A 23,010-nucleotide genomic window follows, 5' to 3' on the forward strand; every position below is an offset into this window, starting at 1 on the left:
GTGCGCACTGGCGAGGAGCCGTGCGCGAGGAGCCGTGCTTGAGCGAGAACCAGCCCGTCTTCGATCGCGATCTCGGCCGGCGTCGGCTGGCGCGGGCGCTGGCAGTCGGCTACCCGGATTTCCTGCTCGCGCGGGCGGCCGAGGATCTGGCTGAGCGGCTCGACGCTGTCCTGCGGCGCTTTACGCTTGCCGCCGATCTCGGCACGCCTTTGCCGGTTGCGGCTCCGGTGCTCCGGGTCAAGGCGGAGGCGCTGCTGCGCATGGCCGAGGCGGCGGGTGCGGACGCCGACATCCTCGGCGACCTCGAGCGCCTGCCTTTCGCGGTTGGCTCGCTCGACCTCGCCGCCTCGCTCCTGGCGCTGCACGGCGTCAATGACCTGCCCGGCGCGCTGATCCAGATCCGGCGGGCCTTGCGGCCGGACGGGCTGTTCATCGGCTGCCTGCTCGGCGGCCGGACGCTACAGGAATTGCGGCAGGTACTGCTGGAGGCGGAGGCGGAGACCTCGGGTGGGGCGAGCCCGCGCGTCGCGCCCTTCGCCGATCTGCGCGATATGGGCAGCTTGCTGCAGCGCGCCGGTTTCGCGCTGCCCGTCGTCGACAGCGAGCTCGTCACGGTGCGCTATCGCGACATCTTCGGGCTGCTTGGCGATTTGCGCGCCATGGGCTGGGCCAATGCATTGACGCAGCGCAGCCGAACCGGATTGCGGCGCGAAACGCTGGCGAGGGCGGCGGCGCTCTATGCGGAGCGCTTCGCCGACGCAGACGGGCGCTTGCGTGCAACCTTCGAGATGGTCTGGCTTTCCGGCTGGGCCCCGCATGAAAGCCAGCAGAAGCCGCTGCGTCCGGGCTCGGCCAAGGCGCGATTGGCGGATGCGCTCGGCGTGCCCGAGATCGGGGCGGGTGACAAGGCTCCCCGATGAGTGCCCGCGAGCTTCGCCTCTCCCGCGACGACTTCAAGCTGTTCCGGGCGATCCCGACGCGCTGGCACGACAATGACGTGTTCGGCCACGTCAATAATGTCGTCTATTACGGCTGGTTCGATACGGGCGTGAACGCCTGGCTGGTCGAGCAGGGTTTTCTCGACCCGGCGACGAGTCCGGTCGTCGGTCTCGTGGTCGAGACGAGCTGTACCTATTTCGAGAGTGTCGCATTTCCTGAAACCGTCGAGATCGGGCTTGCCGTGGACCGGCTGGGCACCAGTTCCGTGACTTACCGGCTCGGGATTTTCCGCCAAGGCGGGCGGGAGGCGGCGGCGCAGGGCCGCTTCACCCATGTCTATGTCGAGCGGGCGGCGCAGAAGCCGGTGCCGATTCCGGCCCCCTTGCGGGCGGCGTTGGAAGCACTTTCCGCCTGAACAGCGCCATTGCAGGTCGGGAATGCGTTGTCTCGCGCCCGCAGGCGCGCTATGCCCCGCCCATTGAGGGCCGGCCCTTCTTCATGCCGGACGATCAGGAACCGTCGCGCCGTGATTCCCAACGAGATCAAGATCACCCCGCAGCTCGTGGCCGAACATGGCCTGAAGCCCGACGAATATCAGCGCTTCCTGCATCTGATCGGCCGCGAGCCGTCGATCACCGAGCTCGGCATCGTCTCGGCGATGTGGAACGAGCACTGCTCCTATAAGTCCTCGAAGCTGCATCTGAAGACGCTGCCGACCAAAGCGGCCTGGGTGATCCAGGGGCCGGGCGAGAACGCCGGCGTCATCGATATCGGCGATGGACTGGCGATCGTCTTCAAGATGGAGAGCCACAACCACCCCTCCTTCATCGAGCCCTATCAGGGCGCGACCACCGGCGTCGGCGGCATCCTGCGCGACGTCTTCACCATGGGCGCGCGGCCGATCGCGGTGCTCGACGCGCTGCGCTTCGGTTCTCCCGATCATCCGCGCACGCGCCACCTGGTCTCGGGCGTCGTCGCCGGCATCGGTGGCTACGGCAATTCCTTCGGGGTGCCCAATGTCGGCGGCGCGACGGGTTTCCACAGCCGCTATGACGGCAACATCCTGGTCAACGCCATGGCGGTCGGCATCGCCCGCGCCGACGAGATCTTCTACGCCAAGGCCTCGGGCGTCGGGAAAGCCATCGTCTATCTCGGCTCCAAGACCGGCCGCGACGGCATCCATGGCGCGACCATGGCCTCGGCGGCTTTCGGCGAGGGTGGCGAAGAGCGGCGCCCGACCGTGCAGGTCGGCGACCCCTTCGCCGAGAAGCTTTTGCTGGAAGCCTGCCTCGAGATCATGGCGGCCGGCCATGTCGACGCGATCCAGGACATGGGTGCGGCAGGCCTGACCTGTTCGGCCGTCGAGATGGGCGCCAAGGGCGATCTTGGCGTGGAGCTGAACCTCGACGCCGTGCCCTGCCGCGAGGACGGCATGAGCGCCTATGAGATGATGCTGTCGGAGAGCCAGGAGCGCATGCTCATGGTGATCAAACCCGGCCATGAGGGGCCAGCCGAGGCGATCTTCCGGAAATGGGGGCTGGATTTCGCCGTCATCGGCCACACCACCGATACGCTGCGCTTCGTTGTGAAGCACCAGGGTGAGACGATGGTCGATCTGCCGATCAAGGAGCTCGGCGACGAGGCTCCCGAATATGACCGGCCCTGGATCGAGACGCCCAAGCTGCCGGTGGTCGAAGCCGCTTCGGTCCAGCCGCCGCTGTCGCACGCCGATGCGTTGCTGAAGCTCGTCGGCTCACCCGATCTCAGCTCCAAGCGCTGGATCACCGAGCAATACGACACGCTGATCCTGGGTAATTCGGTGATCACGCCCGGCGGCGATTCCGGCCTGATCCGCATCGAGGACGGGCCCAAGGGCCTCGCCATGACGGCCGATGTGACGCCGCGCTATTGCGAAGCCGATCCGTTCGAGGGCGGCAAGCAGGCGGTGGCCGAAGCCTGGCGCAACCTCACTGCCGTGGGCGCGACGCCGCTCGCCATCACCGACAACCTGAATTTCGGCAATCCCGAGCGCCCCGAGGTGATGGGCCAGCTCGTCGGTGCTATCCGGGGCATCGGGGCCGCCTGCAAGGCGCTCGATTTCCCGGTCGTTTCCGGCAATGTCTCGCTCTACAACGAGACCAATGGCGTCTCGATCCTGCCGACCCCGACCATCGGCGGCGTCGGCGTGCTGGCGGATGTGACCAAGCATGCGACCGTCGCCTTCAAGGCCGCGGGCGAGACCATCATCCTGGTCGGCGAGACCTCGGGCTGGCTTGGCCAGTCGGCTTATCTCGCCACAATCTGCGGGCGGGAAGAGGGCGCGCCGCCGCCGGTCGATCTCGCGATCGAGCGCAGGAATGGCGATGCCGTGCGGGCGCTGATCACCGCCCAGCGCGTCACTGCCTGCCATGACCTGTCGGATGGCGGCCTTGCCGTCGCGCTGGCCGAGATGGCGATGGCGGGCAGCGTCGGGGCGACGATCGACGCCCTGCCGGATGGCCCTGCCCATGCCGTGCTCTTCGGCGAGGATCAGGCGCGCTATCTTGTCACGGTGCCGGCGGCTTCGGCCGTCGGGGTGCTTGCCGAGCTCAAGGCGGCCGGCGTTTCCGCACTCGCGCTCGGCAAGACCGGCGGGGATGCGCTTGCCCTTCCCGGCGAGGCGGCGATCGCGGTTGCGGCCCTGAAATCCGCGCATGAAACCTGGCTGCCTGCCTATATGGCAGGCCAAGCCGCCTGAGGAGAGCCACGATGGCGATGGATGCGCATGATATCGAGGCGATGATCAAGGCGGCGTTGCCCGACGCCACCGTCGAGATCAAGGATCTCGCTGGTGACGGCGACCATTACGCGGCGACCGTGACCTCGTCGGCCTTTGCCGGCAAGAGCCGGGTGCAGCAGCACCAGATGGTCTATGCCGCGCTCAAGGGAAACATGGGCGGCGTGCTGCACGCCCTTGCGCTGACGACTTCGCTTCCCCAGAATTAGAGCAAGACCATTCCAGCAGTCCTTGCCAGCGGGCCTTGAACCCGCCTCAGGAGATCAGATCATGAGCGACGTCAACGCCCGCATCGATGCCGAAGTGAAGTCCAACGATGTCGTGGTCTTCATGAAGGGCACGCCGCAATTCCCGATGTGCGGCTTTTCCGGCCAGGTCGCGCAGATCCTCGGCTATCTCGGGGTGCCCTATAAGGGCGTCAACGTGCTTGAGGACCAGGAAATCCGCGAAGGCATCAAGGCCTATTCGAACTGGCCGACGATCCCGCAGCTCTACGTCAAGGGCGAGTTCATCGGCGGCTGCGACATCACCCGCGAGATGTTCCAGGCCGGCGAACTCCAGACGCTCTTCGAGGAGAAGGGCATCACGGTCAAGCAGGCGAGCTGAGGGCTCGTTCTCGGCCCACCAAGGCCCGCCTCTCGCCTGCGCGCGGCAGGCTACTGGCGCTCTCCAAGCCGCAGGGCCCTTCAGGCTGGCGGCGCAGTTGCATGCATGGCGGGCCTTTGGTTCATTCCCGCCCACCAGGCCTTGATCGCTGGCTCATCAGCGAGCAACTGGTCGGCTTCCGGCGCCAGCGTGAAATAAGCGAACATCGGCGCGGCATGCAGATCGGCCGATGTGAGCACGGCGCCGGCGAGGCAGGGGCCGCCATCCATCAGATCGCCGATGGCGCGCAGGCAGAGCCGGGCTTTCGGCAGTGCCGCCTGGATGCGTGCCTCGTCGGGCGAACGGCCCTTCCTCGGATTGGACACGCGCTCCACATAGATATCCCAGACCAGAGTGCGGTAGGCGTATGAGTCGAGGATGCTGATCACCTGATTGACCCTGGCCCGCTCGCGCGGAGCGGAGGGCTGCAGGGCCGGTCCCGGAAACGCCTCATCGACATAGCGCTCGATCGCTCCCGCCTCGTACAGCTTGAAGCCGTCATGCTCGAAGGCGGGTATGCGGCCGAAAGGTTGCCTCTCGAGCAAGGCAGCCGGCGGCCCGGTTTCGGCAAAGACATCGATCGGCTCCAGCCGATACGGCACACCCTTTTCTTCGAGCGCCAACCGGACTGCCCGGACATAAACACTGTAGGGCGCGCCATAGAGGACGGGTGCGGACGTCATTGCGCGCTCCTTGCCCGATCGATCATCCCCATATGCAGGTGCCGTTCAAGCCGCCGCGCATTCCGGATGCGGCTTCCTCACGCGCTCCTGCGAGGCCGGATATGTCTCCAGCTTGCTTGCTGGCCTGACCGGCCGGCGCACCAGTTCGCCGCCGCAATTCGGGCAGGCGCCCTGGAAGCGCGTATCGGCACAGTCCGCGCAGAAGGTGCATTCGAAGGTGCAGATCATCGCGTCGCGCGCGTTAGGCGCCAGGTCGCGGTCGCAGCATTCGCAGTTCGGGCGCAGTTGTAGCATGGCTATCTCCTTCTTGCGCGGAGAATGCGGCCAGTCGCGGCTGTCTGCCAACGCTTCTTGCTGATGGGTTGGATCACTTCACCAGAAGCCAGTCCTCTACCACCAGCGCGTCGAGGCCGCTCGTATAGAACATCAGGATCGCGTCCTCCGCCGTGTGCAGGATCGGCTTGCCCATGATGTTGAAGGAGGTGTTCAGCACCACCGGCACGCCGGTCAGCGCATGGAAGGCCTGGATCAGCGCGTGATAGCGCGGATTGCGCTCCACCGTGACGCTCTGGAGCCGGCCGGTCGCATCCTCGTGGACCACGGCCGGCACGCGAGCGCGCACAGCCCGCTTCCAAACCAATGTGCGCTCCATATAGGGCGCGTCCTGGTAGTTCTCGAACCAGTCCGGCCCGTGCTCGGCCAGGATCGAGGGCGCGAAGGGGCGGAAGGCTTCGCGATATTTCACCTTGGCGTTGAGCAGGTCCTTGGCGTTGGCAGGGCGCGGATCGGCCAGGATCGAACGGTTGCCGAGCGAGCGCGGGCCGAACTCGGCCTTGCCCTGGACCCAGCCGATCAGCTTGCCCTCGGCTAGCAATTGCGCGGTGAGGGGGGCGACCTCGTTGGGGTCAAGCTTTCTCAGGCGCGGCTCCCAGGCCGCCATGCGCTCCAGCGGCTCGGTCGAGACGGTCGAGCCGAGATAGGGCGATTGCGGGCCCTCAGGCGCGCGCCAGTCCGGATTGGCCTGCGCATGGGCGAGCCAGGCCGCACCGATCGCGTTGCCGTCATCGGCCGGCGCGGATGGGACATGGACGCGGGCGAAGCCGTGGCGTCCGACGATCTTGCCGTTGAAGGAGGAGTTCAGCGCGCAGCCGCCGGCGAGCACGAGATTCTCTGCCGGTACCAGCGCGGCGGTTTCGGAGAGCAGCGCCTCCATCATCTCGGCGAAGACGTCCTGGCCGCAGCGGGCGAGATCGGCCCAGCCCTGATCGAGCGCATCGGTCGGGCGCAGCGCCAGGATCTCGGCGCTGACCTCGCGCACCGTCGCGGCATCCGCGAAGGAGAGCTTGTGGCCATCGACCCGGTAGAGCCGGCGCAGCAGCGCCATCAGCGCGGCGTCGGCTCTGCCATAGGGCGCGAGCCCCATGATCTTCCATTCCTCGCCCTTGGCCTGGTCGAAGCCGGCAAGGTCGGTGACGAGGCCGAAATAGAAGCCGATCGACTCACGTCCGCGATGGCGCTTCACCTCGGTGATCTTGCCGTCCGCGAGTGCGAATATTGCCGAAGCCCCGGTCTCGCCCATGCCGTCGACGATCAGGCAGGCAGCGTCGGTGAAGGGCGAGGACCAGCAGGCATAGGCGGCGTGGCTGAGATGGTGGTCGTAGCGCGTCAGGCCGGTGACATTGGCCTTGCCGAAAGCGCGGTCGAGCCCGAGCAGCGTGCCGAGGCCCGCGCGCTGCTGGCCCAGATGCAGCGAGGCGATCAGCGCGCGCTCGGTGCGCTCGGGCACCAGCGAGCGGTTGAGTTCGGGCGAGAGCTTGAGCAGGGCGTCGAGCGAGAAGGAGCCGGCGCGGCTCATTTGGTCGAGGAAGCCGGTGAAATCCTCGCTCCAGCTCGTGGCGATCCGGACCTCGGCGTCCGCGGGGACATAGCGCTTGAGCAGCCCTTCCATGCGCTGCACGGAATCCGGCTCGCAATTGGGAGCGCGCTTATATTGCAGATAGCGCTCGGTCGCCTCGGCGAAGACGACCTCGCCATCGGGGCCGATGATGGCGAGGGCAGGGTCGTGGAAGGTGGTGGCGAGGCCGATAGTGTAGGTCATGGCCGGCAGCGTATGGCGCAGCTGCAAGCGGGAGGCAATCGATGCAAGCGGTCCACGCTACCGCTGCCGGCCTATTGTCCGGCCGCGAAGGCCACGCTGCCGGCAATCGCCGCGATCGTCGGCTGCAGCTTTTCGAAGCTGGCGTCGTCGGCTGAGGCGATCATGCGGAGGAAGCGGCCCTTGGGGTCGAACGCCATATACTGCACGAACCGTTTGGTGGTCCCATTGGCATGGTCGAATGTGCCTGACAGCAACAACCCGTCGGTGCCGGCGAAGCGGGTGCGCTCGCGGGCCGTGATCTTGGCTGTCCGGTAATCGCGCGTCTGTCTCAGCGTAGCTTCCGCCGTCGCTTCGAGCGTGCTCGCTGCCGTCGGGGCGGAGAGCTGGTAGGCGACGATCAGCAGCGGCTGTTTGCCGGCGGGATCGGTATTGAGTTCGCCGGCCGTCATCAGCACGCCGGAGCCGGCGATCGTATCGACGACCCGGAACGGTTCGGCCGGTGTGAGGGTGAAGGGGAGGACGGCGAGCCTTTCCGCCAGCGTCGGCTCCTTGCCGAGCGAGACCGACGACATCAGGGCCAGGATCGTGGCATGCCCGAGCTTCGCGGCCTGCGGAGCCTGGACCGTGACCATCACGGTCTTCTCCCCCTTGAACAGGCCGATCCATTTGTCGAGGCGAGCGCCGCCGGCGGTCTGCGTTCCGCTGATCACCGGCGCCTTGTCGCCGCCCGCGGTGGCCACTTCGTCGATGCTGGCGATGGCGATATTCTGCTTGGCGAAGTTGGTCTTGGCCGTCGCCATGTCGGAGAACAGCGGAACGAGCTGGGGGTGGGCGACTGCCGGCATTTCCATGATCAGGACGCTTGCCTGCGTGGCCTGGTTTGCAAGGCCCGCGAAGCCGGTCGCCGGGACGAAGCCTTTTGGCGCGACGAGCGAGACGCTGGTGCCGGCGATGGCCTGTCGATCTTGAGCGAGGGCGTTCGGGCAAGCTCCGAAGCCGACAGCAAATGCCACGAACAGCGCGGCAACGTAGCGCTGAGCGCTATGGTTGAAATAGTTTTTGTTAGAATTCAGCAATTTTATCCTCCACCAGTCATCGATGAGCGCGCGCTCCCGCAGATGAACTGCAGTCGTGATTAGCCTTGGATTATGATCGGTCGATCACAACTCGAACAGCAAGGCAAGCGGATGCCTGCCTTGCCGTCTGCGGATAAGCGAACCGGCTGCGCTATCCGTGTCGAAGCCGCTTTATTCAGCGCCCCATGGCAGCGGCGATCAGCGCCTTGGCATCGGCGCTCGCCCACTCCGCCGGCCCCTGGATCATGCCGAGTTCGCACCCTTGCGGATCGACCAGCAGGCTCACCGGCATGCCTTCGATCTTCCGCGCAGCGCGCAGGTCCTGGAAGACCTTGGCCTGGGCGTCGGCGTAATAGGGCAGGCGCGTGACCTTGTTCTCGGCGAGCCAGGATTTCGGCTTGTCGAGATTGCGCGTGTCGATGTTGATCGCGACCACCGCGAAATCAGGCCCACCAAATGCGCCCTGCAGGGCGTCGAGCGCCGGCATCTCCTTGAGGCAGGGCGCGCACCAGGTCGCCCAGAGATTGACGAGCACGGTCTTGCCCCTGAAGGCCGCGAGCGTCGTCGGCTGACCGTCGGGGCCTTCGAAGGCGAGATCGGGTGCCGGCTGCGGGCTCGTCCGAACCTCGACGGCGGCGACCTCGCCCTGCGCCAAAGGCTGCATCTTCGCCGCCCGCGCCGCTGCTGCGCCGCAAGAAGCGGAATTGCCGGCACGGCCCTGGCCGGAGTAGAAGGCCGCCATGCCCGCGAGGCCGAGCGCCGCCACGACCCCGAGGGCCAGACCTATCTTCGTTCCAGACGTCATCATACGTCCTTTGAAATCAGGAAAGACCGCCGTGAGCAATCGCATGTGGGGTGGGCGTTTCGCCACGGGTCCCGACGCCATCATGGAGGAGATCAACGCCTCCATCGATTTCGACAAGCGCCTGTGGCGGCAGGATATCCGAGGCTCGCTCGCGCATGCGGCGATGCTGGGCGAGACCGGCATCCTGACCAAGGACGATGTGGCCGCCATCAGCGCCGGACTCAAGAGCGTCGAGGGCGAGATCGAGGCGGGGAGCTTCACGTTCTCGCGCGCGCTTGAGGACGTCCATATGAATGTCGAGTCGAGCCTGAAGGACAGGATCGGCGCCGCGGCTGGCCGTCTGCACACAGCGCGCTCGCGCAACGACCAGGTCGCGACCGATATGCGGCTCTGGGTCCGCGACACGCTCGACGCCATCGACGAGCAGATGGCCGATCTCCAGCTCGCCTTGGCCGAGAAGGCCGATCTCCATTCCGGCGCGGTGATGCCGGGCTTCACCCATCTGCAATCGGCTCAGCCGGTCACTTTCGGCCATCACCTGCTGGCCTATGTCGAGATGCTGTCGCGCGATCGCGGCCGCGTCCGCGATGCGCGTCAGCGCCTCAACGAGTGCCCGCTGGGGGCTGCGGCGCTTGCGGGCACCTCCTTCCCGATCGACCGCCATATGACCGCGAAGGCGCTCGACTTCGACCGCCCGACGGCGAATTCGCTCGATTCGGTCTCGGATCGCGATTTCGTGCTCGAGACTTTGTCGGCAGCCTCGATCTGCGCCATGCATCTCTCGCGGCTCGCCGAGGAGATCGTGCTTTGGGCGACGCCGCAATTCGGCTTCGTCAAGCTCTCCGACAAGTTCTCGACCGGCTCCTCGATCATGCCGCAAAAGCGCAATCCCGATGCCGCCGAGCTGGTTCGCGGCAAGGCGGGCCGGGTTTTCGGTGCGCTGCAAGCCATGCTGACGATGATGAAGGGCCTGCCGCTGACCTATTCCAAGGACATGCAGGAGGACAAGGAAGGGACCTTCGACGCCCTCCAGACGCTCTCGCTCTGCCTTGCCGCCATGGCCGGCATGGTGCGCGACATGGAACCGGACCTGAAGGTGATGAAGAAGGCGGCCGGGCTAGGCTACGCCACCGCGACCGACCTCGCCGACTGGCTCGTTCGCGTGCTCAAGATGCCGTTCCGCGACGCACATCACGTCACCGGCCGGCTCGTCGGCATCGCTTCAGCCAAGGGCGTCGGGTTGGAAAAACTGACGCTCGCCGAGATGCAGGAGGCCGAGCCCAAGATCACGGAGGCGGTCTTCGCCGTGCTTGGCGTGACGCAGTCGGTGAAAAGCCGCGTCAGCTATGGCGGTACGGCTCCGGTCAATGTCCGCCGGCAGGCGAAGTCCTGGCTCAGGCGGCTTGCGAAGGAGCGCGGCTGACGAAATCGTCAGGCTCGGGCTTGGCCTTGGCTTCTCCGCCAGGTGGCCTGGCCTGCGCGGAGCCTCTCCCTGGGCCGGCCAAAAAGGCCGGACCCGAGGGTTGCGCCCGAGAATGAGGTTGCAGCGCCTTCAAAAGCTCGCAACAGGTTGCTCCATTCGCTACAGTCTCCACCACGCTTCGTCCGAGGGTTTCCTTTCGTGCCGCATTCCAGCCTGAAATTGGGCCGCGCCATCGTTCTGGCCGGCTTGCTCGGACTTGCCTTGACCGCCTGCGGCCGCAGGGGGCCGTTGGAGGCGCCGCCGAAGGCGACGAGCGCACTCGACTTGCCCGACCGCGACATCGGTGGGGATGAGCAGCAGCAAGCCGAGGTCCAGGCCGGTGGCGCGCCATTCGGCAAGCCGCCGAAAGCGGACCGGAACTTCACGATTCCGGAAAAGAGCTTCGCGCTCGATCCGATTCTCTAGAGCCGGATGATGTCAGACGGCATCACGAAGTGATCCCGTCCGAGATCTGAATCCGTCTCTCATCAAAGAGTTAGAGCAGGATCGACGCGAAGAACCGGTTCCCACTTTTTCGCATCCTGCTCTAAAACGAAGCTTTTGAAACGCGAGCCCTCGCGCTTCGAGATGCTATTCCGGCCGGAATAGCTCCTTGGCGAGGGCCATCGGCATTCTCGAACAGGCACTGAGCGCCCCATGCATCATTTCAACTATCGCGACGGCTCGCTTTTCGCCGAGGATGTCGATCTCAGGCAGATCGCGGCCGAGGTCGGCACGCCGGTCTATGTCTATTCCTCCGCCACGATCGAGCGGCATTACCGCCTGTTCGCGGCCGCCGTTAAGGCGAATGCTCCGGCCGGAGTGGCCCATGTCTTCTATGCGTTGAAGGCCAACGGCAATCTCGGCGTGCTGAAGACGCTGGCCGCGCTCGGGGCCGGGGTCGATACGGTATCAGAGGGCGAGGTCCGCAAGGCGCTCGCCGCCGGCTTCCCGCCCGAGAAGATCGTCTTCTCCGGCGTCGGCAAGAGCGAGAGCGAACTGCGCTTCGCGGTTGGGGCCGGAATCTATCAGGTCAATATCGAGACCGAGGGCGAGCTCGATCTGCTTTCGCGCGTCGCGGCCTCGCTCGGCAGGCGTCAGGAGGCGGTGTTTAGGGTCAATCCCGATATCGGCGCCGGCGGCCATGCCAAGATCACCACGGGCTCGTCCGAGAACAAGTTCGGCGTCTCCTTCGAGGAGGTCGGCAGGCTTTATGCCCGCGCCGCCAATATACCAGGCGTCAGGATGATGGGGCTCGCGCTCCATATCGGCAGCCAGATCCGCGAGACCGATTCATTCGAGGCGGCCTATATCAAGATGGCGACGCTGGTCGGAAGCCTGCGCAGTGAGGGCCACCGCGTCGAGCGGCTCGATCTTGGCGGCGGGCTCGGCATCCCTTACGAGATTCCGAAGGATTTCGACTACGGTCCCGATCTGATCGAAGCCTATGCCGCCATGGTCGGACGGGTCACCAAGGGGCTCGATGTCGAGCTCGGCTTCGAGCCGGGCCGCCTGATCGTCGGCAATGCCGGCATCCTGCTGACGCGGGTCTTGTATCTCAATCCGCGTCCGACCAAGCAGTTCCTGGTGGTCGACGCCGCGATGAACGACCTGATGCGGCCGGCGATGTACGAGGCCTATCACGAGATCTGGCCGGTGTCCGAGCCGGCTGCGGATGCAAGCCGCATCGCTTATGACGTGGTCGGACCGGTCTGCGAATCAGGTGACACCTTCACGACCGGGCGCGTCCTGGCCGCGCAGAAGCCCGACGATTTGATCGCCTTCATGACCGCCGGCGCCTATGGCGCCAGCATGGCCTCGACCTACAACCAGCGCCTGCTCGTTCCGGAAGTGTTGGTGAAAGGCGGGCAATTCGCGGTGACCCGGCCGCGCCAGAGCTATGAGGAGCTTCTCGGCACGGATCGTGCACCGCCCTGGCTGGCCTGAGCCCGTCGATCACGATGCGCTGAGGCCCCTGTGGGCGGCGCGCCTTCGCTCTGGCCTTGCCACATTCACGTGTTAGCGTGTGTCGAGTGGCGAAGGTTCAGGATGGTGCGCAGGCAGCTCGGAGCGACGGCATGAATGAGGCTGAGCGCCGCAAGGCGTCTGATCCGATCGAGGGCATCCGGCAGCGGCTCGGCCGGCTCACGACCGCCTCACGGCTTTCGCTCGGTTGGGAGCGGGCCTGGCCGCGGCTTTGGCTGGCGGTCGGCATCATCCTCGCCTTCCTGGCGCTCTCATGGTTTGGCCTGTGGACGCTGCTGCCCTGGCAGGGCCGCGCGCTCGGCGTCATCCTGTTCCTTGCGGGTCTGGCGGCGAGCCTGTGGCATGTCGCGACGATGCCGCTGCCGACCCGGCGCGACGGGCTTTCGCGGCTCGACCATTCGCTCGAGGGCGGCCATCGCCCGGCCTCCTCGCTGGAGGATAGCCTTGCCGTCGGCTCGGGCGACCCGGTCTCGCAGGCGTTGTGGAAGCTACATGTCGAGCGCCAGAGCCGGCAGGTCGCCGGGCTCAAGCTCGCGGCCCCGCATCCGCTCATGGCCGGGCGCGACCGCCTTGCCTTGCGCGCCGTCCCGCTGCTCGCGGCGATCACCGCCTTCTTCGTCGCCGGCCACGAGGCTGGGCCGCGCCTCAATGCTGCCTTCGACTGGCGCGGGTCGGCCTCGGCCGCGCCCGCCACCCGCATCGACGCCTGGATCGATCCGCCGGCCTATACGCGCCTGCCGCCGATCCTGATCGACTTCGCCAAGCTGGCGAGCCCCAATTTCAGCGCGCCCGAGAAATCCGTCGTCGTCGTCCGCATCGCCGGCAAGTCGGGCATGGATGTCGCGACCACGGGCCGGCTCGACGCGCTGCCCGCGGCCGACGCCAAGGAGGCGAAGCCGGCGGCGGGGAACGCTCCTGCTGTGCTGGAGAAGCGCTATACGTTGGCCGGCAACGGCACGCTGCGGCTCACCGGCAGCGGCGCCCCCAATACGACGCTGCATCTCAATGCCGTACCCGACCAGCCGCCGGAGATCAGCTTCATCGAGCCGCCCAAGCCGATCACGGGCGCGCAGAGCGGCGGGCTCGGGCTGAGCTACCGCGCCAAGGATGATTACGGCGTCGCCTCGGTCGAGGTTCTGGTCTCGCGGCCCGGCCCACCCTCGGTCGGGCGTTCGCTGGTCGAGCCGCCCAAGCAGTCGCTCAGCACACCCTCTTCGCCGACCGGCGAGGAGGAGATGAAGAGCACGGTCGATTTCTCGGCTCATCCCTGGGCTGGCGCCAAGGTCAGGATGACGCTGGTCGCGCGCGATGATGCCGGCCAGGAGGGGCGCAGCGAGCCGGTCGAGGTCACGCTGCCGCAACGCACCTTCACCAAGCCGCTCGCCAAGTCCCTGGTCGAACAGCGCCGCAAGCTGGTCATGGATATCGAGACCCGGAGCAAGGTCCAGCTCGCCATGGACGCGCTGCTGATCGAGCCCGAGCTGTTCCTGAAGGAGACCGGCGTCTATCTCGGCATGCGGATGATCGCCGAGCGGCTGCGCCGTTCGGCCAGCGACGACCAATTGCGCGACGTCGCCGACCTGATGTGGGCGATGGCGCTGCAGCTCGAGGATGGCGACCTGTCCGACGCTGAGCGCGCCTTGCGGGCGGCGCAGGAAAACCTCCAGCAGGCGCTCGAGCGCGGCGCCTCCGAGGAGGAGATCAAGAAGCTCACCGAGGAGATGCGGCGGGCGATGGACCGCTTCATGCGCCAGCTCGCCGAGCAGATGCAGCGCCAGCAGCAGAATGGCGATCAGAAATCGGCGCAGCTGCCGGAGAATTTCCGCTCTGTGACGCCGCGCGACCTGCAGAACATGCTCAACCGTATCGAGGAACTCTCGAAGCGCGGCGACATGGCCGAGGCGCAGCGCCTGATGGAAGAGCTCAACCAGATGCTCAACAATCTCCAGATGGCGCGCCCCGGCCAGCAGGACCAGCGCCAGCGCGAGATGAACCAGGCGCTGGGCGAGCTCGACAAGATGACGCGCGAGCAGCAGGGACTGCGCGACGAGACCTATCAGCAGGAGCAGCAGCGCCAGAACCGGACCCAGCGCGGGCAGCGCCCTGGCCAGCAGCAGGCGCGCCCCGGTCAGGGACAACGCCAGCAAGGACAACAGGGCCAGCGCGGGCAGCGTGGCCAGCAGCCTGGCCAACAACCCGGCGACCAGGGCGAAGGCGAAGAGGGACAGGACGGCGAGGGCCAGCAGGGGCAGGGACAAGGCCAGAGCCTGTCCGAGCGCCAGCAGGCCCTGCGCGAGCGTCTGCAGGAATTGCAGCGGCGCATGCAAGGCATGGGCGCCCCCAGCCAGAGCGAGCTCGGCGAGGCCGAAGACGCGATGCGCGAGGCCGAGGGCCAGCTCGGCCAGGGCCAGGGCGAAGGCGCGCTCGACTCGCAAGGGCGTGCCCTGGAAGCCCTGCGCAAGGGCGGCCAGAACCTCGCCCAGCAGATGCAGGGCCAGCCCGGCGAGGGTGACGGCACCGAGGGCGCCTTCGGCGAGCCCGATGGCCGTCCGGCCGGACGCCCTTCGGCGCAGCAGCGCGGCCGCGAGGATCCGCTGGGCCGGCCGCAGCGCCAGCGCGACTGGGCCGATGGTCGTGTCCGCGTACCCGGCGCCGATGAGAGCGCGACACAGCGCGCGCGCCGCATCCTGGACGAGTTGAGGCGGCGTCTCGGCGACCCGTCGCGGCCGAGCGAGGAACTCGATTATCTGGAGCGCCTGCTCAGGCGGAATTGAGCTCTTCCGGAATCGTGAAGCGCGGGGAACCCCTCTCCTGCATCGAAGTCGGGTCTACCCGACTTCGACACTCTGAGTGCTGAACTCGGGCAGGCCCGAGTTCAGTGAGAGGGGCAGGGTTGATGTGTAGGCCCCTGAACCAGCGCAGTGTCGATCTCACGGCAAAGCAACGGTGAGGTCGAGATCAAGCGTCAAACGGCCTACCCCTCACCCTGCCCTCTCCCTCCCGGAGGGGGTTCCCCGTGCGCTTCTCTCAAGTGGGGCGCCGTCCCCAGCTTGCCACCAGCGCCCCGACCACGATCAGCAGGCAGGACGCCGCCAAGAGCCAGCTTGCGGGTGCATAACCGGCGATCACCAGAATGATCGTCGAGAGCACCGGGGCGGCGTAGGAGGCGACGCCGAGCAGGGCGACATCGCCCTTCTTCATGCCGATGTCCCAGACGACGAAGGCAAGCCCGATCGCGCCGAGGCCGAGCCCGAGCACGCCGCCCCATTCGACTGATGTCAGCGACCACAGGGTCGTCTCGAAGGCGAAATGGCAGGCGAAGGCGGGGATCGCGCAACCGAGCATGGTGATGCTGAGACTCTCGGAGGGCACGGTGCTGAAGCGGCGCGAGACCACGGAATAGCTTGCCCAAACGAAAGCGCCGAGCGCCGCCAGTCCATGGCCGAGCGAGATGCCGCCGCCGGTGCCGAGGCCGCCCGAGATCAGCAAAGCGGTCGCTGCGAGCCCGATCAGTGCGCCGATGAGGTGGCGCGGCTTCAAGCGGCCGCCCGGCAGCAGGGCTGCAAACAGCACGATCAGCAGCGGCCAGAGATAATGGATCAGATTGGCCTCGGCCGCCGGCGCGGTTTTCATCGCGGCATAATAGAGCGCCGTGTCGCCGAAGGGTCCGTAGAGTCCGAGTGCGAAGGAGGCCGGAGTCGGCATGACGCGGCGCAGCGTCCCGCGCGCTGCGGCGATCGAAAGGATCAGCAGCCCGCCGATGACGAAGGTCATGCCGACAAGCTGGAACGGCGGCACCCGGCCGGACATGGCGGCGAACAGCGCCAGCGTCGACCAGAGCAGGATGGCGATGAAGCCGATGAAGGTGGCGCTGCGGGAGGTCATGGTTCGGCGGGACTTGGCTGGGCAGGACTTGGCTGCGGATCGAAGGAATCTTGCGCCCGCGATATCAGTTTCGGCGGCAAATGCCGATGGGGCGGCAAATGCTGATGGGGGCTTGCCGAAGACGGCTTTTTTGCACCGCAGCACGGCCTGGGCGCGATAGGCGCCATGCTCTGAGCGCCGCGCCGGAATGTTGACCGCGCCCCCGCGTGGGATCATGCGTCAGTCATGGCCACGATCCCGATGCCCACTGCTGCTGCGCGGCGCCCGTTGCTTCCGGTGCTGCTGGCGCTGAGCCTGGCCCATCTGCTGAACGACCTCGTGCAGTCGATGATCCCGGCGCTGTATCCGCTGATCAAGGAAGCCTACCGGCTCGACTTCCTCCAGGTCGGCTTCATCACGCTGGCCTTCCAGGTGACGTCGTCGCTGCTGCAGCCGCTGCTCGGCTACGTCACCGACCGCAAGCCCTGGCCCTATGCGATGGTCGCCGGCATGTGCGGAACGCTGGCCGGGCTGCTGCTGCTCTCCCATGCGCACAGCTATGCGGTCGTGCTGGTCGGGGCTGCGCTGATCGGGTTGGGGTCCGCCGTGTTCCACCCCGAGGCGACGCGCATGGCGCGCCATGCGGCGGCTGGCCGGCAGGGGCTGGCGCAGGGCGTGTTCCAGGTCGGCGGCCATGTCGGCTACGCAACCGGCCCGCTGCTGGCCGCGGCCATCGTGGTGCCGCGCGGGCAGGAAAGCCTGTCCTGGTTCTCCGGGGTGGTACTTGTCGCCATGCTGGTGATGGGCTGGCTTGGCGCGCGCTATTCGGCGCTGCGCCGCGACCAGAAATCCTCCAAGGACCATGTCGAGGAGAGCGCCAGCCACGGCCTGCCGAAGGCGAAGGTCATCCTGGCGATGACGATGCTGATCGTGCTGCTGATGTCGAAGAACGGCTACACCTCGGCTTTCAGCTCCTATTACACCTTCTACCTGATCGAGCGCTTCGGCATCGAGATCCAGCTCTCGCAGATCATGCTGTTCCTCTATCTCGTCGTCGGCGCGCTCGGTGTGATCGTCGGCGGCATGATCGGCGACAGGATCGGCCGCTACCGTGTGATCTGGCTCTCGATCCTGGGCTCGCTGCCCTTCGCGCTGATCCTGCCCTATGCCGATCTGTTCTGGACCGGCGCGCTCAGCGTCGTCATCAGCTTCATCATGGCGAGCGCCTTCTCGGCGATCCTGATCTATGCGATCGACCTCGTGCCGCACCGCATCGGCCTCGTCGGCGGGCTGTTCTACGGCCTCTCCTTCGGTCTGGGCGGCATCGCTGCGGCGGGGATCGGCGCGCTCGCCGACCAGATCGGCATCGTCAGGGTGTTCGGGCTCTGCGCCTGGTTGCCGGCTGTCGGGCTGCTCGCCATGTTCCTGCCGCGGGCCCGGCCGGCGGTTGCATCATCGTCGTCTTGATGGGGCAATTCACGGGCCCGGAGCGCGGCGGCGCGCCGGCACGGATGTCGCCGAGAGGCTGATCAACGCGCCGATGAGATGGCAAGGCACGGGCATCACGCCACCTGCGGCCGCCAGGCGATGACGCCCTCCGTCCGCGCCCGCACCTCGGGCGAGGCCAGGCAGGTCGCGACGGCCTCATAGCCCGGTGCACCGGGATAGGGGGCGACACGGCTCGGTGGGCTGTGATTGGCGGGGCAGAGGATGATCGCCTCGTCGGGGCCAATGGCAGCGAGATCCAGGATCGCGCAGGAGCGCGTGAGCAGGAAGAGCGGCCTCCCGCTTGAGCCACGGCGGCGCAGATGGGCGATCACGGCCTCCTGCGTGGCCTGGTCCAGTCCCTGCTCGACCATGTCGACGACCAGGATGGCCGGGCCTTCGGCTTCCAGCCCGGCGAGCAGGGCGATGAGCGCGTCCGAGAGGACGGCGCCATCCTCGGCGAGCCAGGTCAGGGCCTGGTCGACACGCGCCTCGAGAGTGGGCTCGGCCTTTAGCCGGGCGCGGGCCGCCGCGCCGCCATCGGCCAAGCGATCCAGGCCGAGGAAGGCGGCGCCGGGCAAGGTCTCGGCCAGGCGCAGGGCCAGCCGCGTCTTGCCGCTGCCCAGCGGCCCGATGATGTAGTTCAATGGCCGGATGTCGCGCAATTCGAAGCGTTCGCCGCCCCAGGGCCAGGGCAGCGCGAAGGCGACGTCGAGTTCGGGAGCCGGACCGAGCAGGCGCGCCAGCTCTCCGGCGCCCGGCGCCTTGCCTTGGGCGAGGTCGCTGCGCAGCTCGCGGACCCTCTCGATCGCCCCAGTGAGCTGGCGGATCTGGTCTTCCAGCGTTGCCTGATGCGCGGCGAGTGCCGGCTCCAGGCCCTGCGGGTCGCCGCCCAGCACCCGCGCCACCTGGGCGAGGCTGAGGCCGAGCTTGCGCAGGGCCACGATCTCGTTGGCGCGGGCCATCTGGTCGGGGCCATAGGCCCGCCAGCCGGCGGCGCTGCGGATGGGAGAGACCAGGCCGCGCTGCTCGTAGAGCCGCAGGGCCTTGGTGGAGACGCCGAGCTGCTTGGCGGCTTCGGACGGGTTCAGGAATGGGGTGGAAGCGCTCACGAATCACCTCGCTGTTGCTGACAGCCATGCTTATCGAGGCGGTCCCAGGGGCCGGGTCAAGCGCTGGCGGCGCTTGTGGCTGGTGCCTGCGCTCCATAAACATCGTAGTCCGCGACGCCTTAGAGCAATTGCCGATCCAACTGGATCGTTCAATTTCTCTAACTTTTTATTTTGACGCGTTTTCTTCACGCGAACCGGTATCCACTTCGCTCGAAAACGCTTTAGATTCCGGAGCATCCGCCAGGTGACGATATCGACAGAAAGCTATGCGCCACCGTCGGATGGCGACGCCTGGGACAGCCTTTCGCCGGCACAGGCCGGCTTCGATGCCTCCGGGCTTGCTGCCGCCATCGATTTCGCCAAGGCGCATGAAAGCTCCTGGCCGCGCAGCCTGTACTATCCCGATGGGCGCTATGTCGGCCTTGTCGAATGGAACGAGAGCGGGCCCTGGAGCGAGATCGTCGGCCCCGTGCGCGAGCGCGGCGGGCCGGCCGGGCTCATCGTCAAGGGCGGCCGCATCGCTGCCGAATGGGGCGACACGACCCGCACCGACATGACTTTCTCCATCGCCAAGAGCTATATCGCCATCCTGGCGGGGCTTGCGGTCGCTGACGGGCTGATCGGCGATGTCGACGCGCCGGTGGCAAAGACCGTCGCAGGCCCCTGGTTCGAGAGCGCGCATAACCGCGCGATCACCTGGCGCCATCTGTTGCAGCAATCGAGCGAGTGGCAGGGCGAAATCTTCGGCAAATCCGACCAGGTCGACCATAACCGCCAGATCGGGCCCGGCGCCGACAACAGCCGCAAGGGCGAGAAGCGCGCGCTCCAGCCGCCCGGCAGCCATTACGAATACAACGATGTCAGGGTCAATCTGCTGGCCTATTGCCTGCTGCAGCGCTTCCGCCGGCCGCTGCCGGAGGTGCTGCGCGAGCGCATCATGGACCCGATCGGGGCCTCGCCGGACTGGCGCTGGCAGGGCTATGACAACGCCTTCGTCGAGATCGACGGGCGCCGGGTTCAGTCCGTGCCGGGTGGCGGCCATTGGGGCGGCGGGCTCTTCATCGGTGCGCGCGACCATGCCCGGGTCGGCCTGCTGGTGGCGCGCGCCGGCATGTGGGGCGGCCGCGAATTGCTGTCGCCGGCCTGGATCGCCGCGATGCTCACACCCTCGCCGACGCTCGGCAATTACGGTTATCTCTGGTGGCTGAACCGGGGTGCGGCGGCAAAGTCGGGCGTGCCGTCGACGGCGGTCTTCGCACTCGGCGCCGGGGTCAATGCGATCTGGCTCGACCCGGCGCAGGATCTCGTCGCGGTGCTGCGCTGGATCGACAAGACGGCGCTCGACGGCTTTATCGACCGCCTCATCGCGGCGATCCGCTGAGTGGACCAACAGATAGAGGGATGTCTGGCATGGACCAGTCTTCACGGCGCTTCGGGCGCTACGATATCACCATCCTGCGCGATGGCGTTTTCCAGGCCCCTGCGGATGTCCTGATCCATGCGGGCGGCGACGAAGCGCGAAAGCAGGCTCTCGCAGGCTGGAGCAAATCCGCCATCAGCGTCGATGTGAACTGCTTCCTGCTGCGGGACGATACGAGGATCACCCTCGTCGATGCCGGAACAGGCCCCTCCTGGGGCGATGCCTTCGGCCATGCCCGCGCGGCGCTCGCAGCCGTGGGTGTGACGCCGGACCAGGTTCAGCGCATTCTGATCAGCCATCTCCATGGCGATCACGCGCTCGGTCTCTTCGACGGTGAGGCGCCCTATTTCCCACAGGCCGAGATCTGGGTTCCGCAGGTCGAGCTCGCCTTCTTCACCGACGAGCAGGCGCGCGAATCGCTACCGGCGTCGCGGCGAAGCGGCTTCGTGATCGCGGCGAAGCTGCAAAGCCTCTATGGCGGCCGCATCCGCAGCTTCGGCGAAGGTGAGATCCTGCCGGGCATCGCCGCTCGCGCCCTGCCTGGGCACACGCCAGGCCATACCGGCTTCATCGTGCAGGATCCGCAACACAGCCTGCTGCTCTGGGGCGATCTCGTGCATATCGAGGATCTCCAGCCGGGAGATCCCGATGTCGGGCTCGTCTATGATCTGGATCCGGCGGCGGCTGCGCGCAGCCGTCACATCATCCTGAAGGAGGCGGCCCGAGATGGTTGGATCGTCTCGGGAGGGCATATAACCGGTTTCCAGCGGGTGGAGGCGGTTGGGGACAGCTATCGGCTCGCGCCGGCCTGAGCCCGAGGGCGCCCCTGGCTTGAACCGAGCGCCGGCGTCTCGCGGGCGACCACGCTTGCCGCGACGGGAGCCAGCGCTGCATAGTCAAAAGCCTCAACCCCGATGATGGTCCCGCTTCATTGCCAAGCGATACGCCTGTTCCGCGCGCCGAGAGGCCGACTTTCCTCGACTGCGAAGCCGTCGCCATCGATGCCGTGCCGCGAGGCGCGATCGCCGTGATCGGCCTTCCCGGTGCGACGCCCTATGCCGGGAATGGCGCCCATAGCGCGGGCGCCCCGGCGGCGATCCGGACGGCAAGTGCGCGACATGCCGCCCGCCGGACGCATTACGATTTCGATCTGGGCGCGCCGTTGGTGACGCTTGACACGGTTCTGGTCGATTGCGGCGACCTCGCCTTCGACGAAACCGATTTCACTGGCAATCGCGTGAGGATCGAGGCGGCTTTTGCGACGCTGCTGGGCCGTGGCGCGCGGCCCCTTCTGCTGGGCGGCGACGACAGCGTCCAGATCCCTGCGCTGCGCGCCTTTGCTGCGCATGGCAAGATCACACTGTTGCAGATCGATGCGCATATCGACTGGCGCGACGAGGTCGAGGGCGAGCGCTTCGGGCCCTCGAGCACGATGCGGCGAGCTTCCGAAATGGCGGGTGTCGGGGCAATCGTTCAGATCGGCGCCCGGGGTATCGGCAGCGCCCGGGAATCGGATGTGGCAGACGCCGTCGCCGCGGGAGCGCGACTGGTCGATATGCGCACGCTGCGCGCCAAAGGGCTCGCTTATGCCGTCGAACAGGTGCCGGAAGGCCAGCCGGTCGTCGTGTGTTGCGATGTCGATGGGCTGGACCCCACGGTGGTCCCCGGCGTTGTCGGCCGGGCTCCGGGCGGCCTGGGTTATGGCGACATCGTGGAGCTCCTGCACGGTGTCGCCGTCCGTGCGCCGATCGTCGGCTTCAACCTCGTCGAATTCACCCCTCAGCATGATCTCGGCGACCTCGGAGCCAGGACCGTCTGCCGCCTCGCCATGCTGGGGGCGGGCTTTCTGGCGATGAGCGAACGGGCACGATCGCAGCGGTCATAGGCGACTGTGCTGCGCCCTCACAGCGCGTGCTTCAGGATTTCCGCCGCGGCCCCGGCAAGGATGAGCGCCAGCGTCGCCGTGAGCGCCATCCCGCCGAGATAGGCGCCCAGGGCTCGCGCGGCAGGCAGATCATTCTGCTGCAGCCTGCCCTCTCGGCCGGGCGTGCCGATGTGAGAGCGGGCGTTCATAGCGCACCTGCTTGCGGCAGGGTGTCGAGCAGCGGCCGCGCGAGATGCAGGATCTCGTAGCTCGTGCCGTCCTCGTTTCCGCTTGGCTCCTGCTCGGACAGCAGCACCCGGGTGAGCGTCCAGCTCGCGGTGTCGACGCCGATCGTGGCCGCGACCGTGCCGGGCCGGCTGGCGAGAGCTCGGTTCAATTCGATCTCTCCAGCGAAAATCGCGGTGAGGTCGGCATCGAGCGGGATGGCGAGATCCTCCCGGTAAGCGAAGCGGGCCTCGCGCCCGGTTCCCTTGCGGGCGTCGAGGGCGAAACGCGTCTGGATTTCGGCGCGCCCAAAACTCTCGGTCACGACCTTGTAGCGCCCGCTGACAAGGAATTCGCGGAAAGCCTCGTCGTGACGCCAGAGATAGAGCGAGGAATAGTTGTTCGCGATCGCGCCGTGGCGACCGGCTTCGCGCAGCAGGAAGCCCTTGAAAAAGAGCTCCGGCACGGCGTCCCAGAGCGGACCGCGCTCTCTGGCTCTGGCGCGGATCAGCCCGATGTCATGGTTGGCCGGCAGACGGTGAGCATAATGCGCGATGATCATCACAGGGC

At 67.0% G+C, this 23,010-nt stretch carries 22 protein-coding genes; 13 read left to right on the plus strand and 9 right to left on the minus strand.

Features of this window, described 5'->3' with window-relative positions; translation table 11 throughout:
* Positions 1 to 38 precede the first annotated feature (38 nt).
* From RMR04_RS03295 to grxD, 5 genes are all read left to right on the plus strand, one after another.
* The gene (locus RMR04_RS03295) at positions 39 to 920 is read left to right on the plus strand and encodes a methyltransferase domain-containing protein (RefSeq protein ID WP_311912953.1); all 882 of its coding nucleotides are present in this window, start codon (positions 39 to 41) and stop codon (positions 918 to 920) included.
* Positions 917 to 1,354, plus strand: a complete 438-nt coding sequence (locus RMR04_RS03300) for an acyl-CoA thioesterase (protein WP_311912954.1) — start codon at positions 917 to 919, stop codon at positions 1,352 to 1,354. The genes RMR04_RS03295 and RMR04_RS03300 overlap by 4 nt, the downstream gene beginning before the upstream one ends.
* Positions 1,355 to 1,468: 114 nt before the next feature.
* Complete coding sequence (gene purL, locus RMR04_RS03305) at positions 1,469 to 3,676, plus strand: phosphoribosylformylglycinamidine synthase subunit PurL (protein WP_410492313.1); 2,208 nt, start codon at positions 1,469 to 1,471, stop codon at positions 3,674 to 3,676.
* An 11-nt stretch (positions 3,677 to 3,687) separates the two neighbouring features.
* Positions 3,688 to 3,924: a BolA family protein gene (locus RMR04_RS03310; protein ID WP_311912956.1), complete on the plus strand. Its 237-nt coding sequence runs from the start codon at positions 3,688 to 3,690 to the stop codon at positions 3,922 to 3,924.
* Between the two features lie 61 nt (positions 3,925 to 3,985).
* On the plus strand, positions 3,986 to 4,321 hold the full coding sequence (gene grxD, locus RMR04_RS03315) for a Grx4 family monothiol glutaredoxin (RefSeq protein WP_092175186.1): 336 nt from the start codon (positions 3,986 to 3,988) through the stop codon (positions 4,319 to 4,321).
* 80 nt (positions 4,322 to 4,401) lie between these two features.
* Here grxD and RMR04_RS03320 read toward each other — a convergent pair whose 3' ends face one another.
* The 5 genes from RMR04_RS03320 to tlpA form a co-directional block, all read right to left on the minus strand.
* A complete protein-coding gene (locus tag RMR04_RS03320; RefSeq protein ID WP_311912957.1) occupies positions 4,402 to 5,043 on the minus strand; it encodes a glutathione S-transferase family protein in 642 nt (213 codons plus the stop codon).
* 45 nt (positions 5,044 to 5,088) lie between these two features.
* Positions 5,089 to 5,337, minus strand: a complete 249-nt coding sequence (locus RMR04_RS03325; RefSeq protein WP_311912958.1) for a DUF1272 domain-containing protein — start codon at positions 5,335 to 5,337, stop codon at positions 5,089 to 5,091.
* A gap of 73 nt (positions 5,338 to 5,410) precedes the next feature.
* On the minus strand, positions 5,411 to 7,141 hold the full coding sequence (locus tag RMR04_RS03330; protein WP_311912959.1) for a carbamoyltransferase family protein: 1,731 nt from the start codon (positions 7,139 to 7,141) through the stop codon (positions 5,411 to 5,413).
* 71 nt (positions 7,142 to 7,212) lie between these two features.
* A complete protein-coding gene (locus RMR04_RS03335) occupies positions 7,213 to 8,217 on the minus strand; it encodes a hypothetical protein (RefSeq protein WP_311912960.1) in 1,005 nt (334 codons plus the stop codon).
* A 175-nt stretch (positions 8,218 to 8,392) separates the two neighbouring features.
* Positions 8,393 to 9,022 carry a thiol:disulfide interchange protein TlpA gene (tlpA, locus tag RMR04_RS03340; protein WP_311912961.1) on the minus strand — a complete coding sequence of 210 codons (630 nt, stop codon included), beginning with the start codon at positions 9,020 to 9,022 and terminating at the stop codon, positions 8,393 to 8,395.
* A 31-nt stretch (positions 9,023 to 9,053) separates the two neighbouring features.
* On the opposite strand from tlpA, the gene argH reads away from it, so the two are divergent.
* The 4 genes from argH (at position 9,054) to RMR04_RS03360 (ending at position 15,244) form a co-directional block, all read left to right on the plus strand.
* A complete protein-coding gene (gene argH, locus RMR04_RS03345) occupies positions 9,054 to 10,445 on the plus strand; it encodes an argininosuccinate lyase (RefSeq protein ID WP_311912962.1) in 1,392 nt (463 codons plus the stop codon).
* Between the two features lie 198 nt (positions 10,446 to 10,643).
* Positions 10,644 to 10,910, plus strand: coding sequence for an LPS translocon maturation chaperone LptM (lptM, locus tag RMR04_RS03350; RefSeq protein WP_311912963.1), 267 nt, complete (start codon positions 10,644 to 10,646; stop codon positions 10,908 to 10,910).
* 231 nt (positions 10,911 to 11,141) lie between these two features.
* Complete coding sequence (lysA, locus tag RMR04_RS03355; RefSeq protein ID WP_311912964.1) at positions 11,142 to 12,431, plus strand: diaminopimelate decarboxylase; 1,290 nt, start codon at positions 11,142 to 11,144, stop codon at positions 12,429 to 12,431.
* 131 nt (positions 12,432 to 12,562) lie between these two features.
* The gene (locus tag RMR04_RS03360; RefSeq protein ID WP_311912965.1) at positions 12,563 to 15,244 is read left to right on the plus strand and encodes a TIGR02302 family protein; all 2,682 of its coding nucleotides are present in this window, start codon (positions 12,563 to 12,565) and stop codon (positions 15,242 to 15,244) included.
* Positions 15,245 to 15,497: 253 nt separating this feature from the next.
* On the opposite strand, the gene RMR04_RS03365 is transcribed toward RMR04_RS03360, so the two are convergent.
* A complete protein-coding gene (locus tag RMR04_RS03365) occupies positions 15,498 to 16,355 on the minus strand; it encodes an aromatic amino acid exporter YddG (RefSeq protein ID WP_311912966.1) in 858 nt (285 codons plus the stop codon).
* A gap of 225 nt (positions 16,356 to 16,580) precedes the next feature.
* Between RMR04_RS03365 and RMR04_RS03370 the strand changes: the two genes are divergently transcribed.
* A complete protein-coding gene (locus RMR04_RS03370; protein ID WP_311912967.1) occupies positions 16,581 to 17,801 on the plus strand; it encodes an MFS transporter in 1,221 nt (406 codons plus the stop codon).
* Positions 17,802 to 17,896: 95 nt separating this feature from the next.
* On the opposite strand, the gene RMR04_RS03375 is transcribed toward RMR04_RS03370, so the two are convergent.
* Positions 17,897 to 18,931 carry a MerR family transcriptional regulator gene (locus RMR04_RS03375; RefSeq protein WP_311912968.1) on the minus strand — a complete coding sequence of 345 codons (1,035 nt, stop codon included), beginning with the start codon at positions 18,929 to 18,931 and terminating at the stop codon, positions 17,897 to 17,899.
* Between the two features lie 244 nt (positions 18,932 to 19,175).
* Here RMR04_RS03375 and RMR04_RS03380 point away from each other — a divergent pair, with 244 nt between their 5' ends.
* The 3 genes from RMR04_RS03380 (at position 19,176) to RMR04_RS03390 (ending at position 22,236) form a co-directional block, all read left to right on the plus strand.
* Complete coding sequence (locus RMR04_RS03380; RefSeq protein ID WP_311912969.1) at positions 19,176 to 20,312, plus strand: serine hydrolase domain-containing protein; 1,137 nt, start codon at positions 19,176 to 19,178, stop codon at positions 20,310 to 20,312.
* Between the two features lie 29 nt (positions 20,313 to 20,341).
* Entirely contained in the window at positions 20,342 to 21,163 is an 822-nt protein-coding gene (locus RMR04_RS03385) for an AidB family quorum-quenching N-acyl homoserine lactonase (RefSeq protein WP_311912970.1), read from the plus strand.
* A 119-nt stretch (positions 21,164 to 21,282) separates the two neighbouring features.
* Positions 21,283 to 22,236, plus strand: a complete 954-nt coding sequence (locus tag RMR04_RS03390; RefSeq protein ID WP_311912971.1) for an arginase family protein — start codon at positions 21,283 to 21,285, stop codon at positions 22,234 to 22,236.
* Between the two features lie 17 nt (positions 22,237 to 22,253).
* Here RMR04_RS03390 and RMR04_RS03395 read toward each other — a convergent pair whose 3' ends face one another.
* The gene (locus tag RMR04_RS03395) at positions 22,254 to 22,424 is read right to left on the minus strand and encodes a hypothetical protein (protein WP_311912972.1); all 171 of its coding nucleotides are present in this window, start codon (positions 22,422 to 22,424) and stop codon (positions 22,254 to 22,256) included.
* Positions 22,421 to 23,002, minus strand: coding sequence for a DUF4865 family protein (locus RMR04_RS03400; protein ID WP_311912973.1), 582 nt, complete (start codon positions 23,000 to 23,002; stop codon positions 22,421 to 22,423). Before RMR04_RS03400 ends, RMR04_RS03395 begins: the two co-directional genes overlap by 4 nt.
* Positions 23,003 to 23,010: the final 8 nt, after the last annotated feature.

The sequence above is a fragment of the Bosea sp. 685 genome, from assembly GCF_031884435.1.
In the GTDB taxonomy this organism is placed as follows: Bacteria; Pseudomonadota; Alphaproteobacteria; order Rhizobiales; family Beijerinckiaceae; genus Allobosea.